This is a genomic window from Shinella agrisoli, from assembly GCF_046557955.1.
Lineage (GTDB): Bacteria > Pseudomonadota > Alphaproteobacteria > Rhizobiales > Rhizobiaceae > Shinella.
Map to the genome: position 1 here is coordinate 1 of NZ_JBJIEP010000070.1, position 720 is coordinate 720.

The 720-nt window shown below is 63.8% G+C and carries 1 protein-coding gene; it reads right to left on the minus strand.

Features of this window, described 5'->3' with window-relative positions:
- Window positions 1-623: GntR family transcriptional regulator (locus ACIIOY_RS26800; protein ID WP_411037715.1), on the minus strand; the 623-nt coding region annotated here is incomplete at its 3' end.
- Window positions 624-720: the final 97 nt, after the last annotated feature.

Below are 720 nucleotides of genomic sequence, written 5' to 3' on the forward strand. Positions count from 1 at the left end.
TGGGCCAGCTCGTCGGCGAGCTCGACGTCCTTCGCCCGGATCGCCTCCAGCATCAGTTCGTGCTCGTCGGTCAGGAGGTAGCCGTCGCCGGTGCGCTCCAGATACTCGAAATGCAGGTGCAGCATGCGCTGGCCCTGGTTGAGCAGCCGCTCGTAGAAGGAGGCGAGATAGGCGTTCTTGCCGGCATGGGCCACGGCCATGTGGAACTGCTTGTTGGCCTCCGACATCCTGAGATGCACACCGGTCTTCACCGCCGCCTCGAATTCCTTCTGGCGCCTGGCGATGATCTTCAGGTCCGCCTCCGTGCGCAGCGCCGCGGCAAGCCGCGTGTTCATGCGCTGGGCGACGTCGAGCGCCTCGACATATTTGGGAAAGCTGCCGACCTCGATGGGCGCGACGATGGTGCTGCGGTTGGAGAGCGTCACCACCAGCTCCTCGCCGGCCAGCCGGATCAGCGCCTCGCGCACCGGCGAGCGGGACATGTCGAAACGCTCGGCGAGCGTGGTCTCGTCGAGCAGCTGGCCAGGCGGCAGGGCGAGCGCCAGAATTTCCGCGCGCAGCGTCTCATAGACGTTTTTCCAGCCGGTGCCGCGCACGCGCTTCGCTTCAACTTCGTCAGACACTTATGTCCCTTTCCCTGCTTGCGGGGCATTGGGCCAGAAAAACAACGTGTCGGCAATCGTAAAATTTCCGCTTGACTTTGTCGACATGGAGACGACA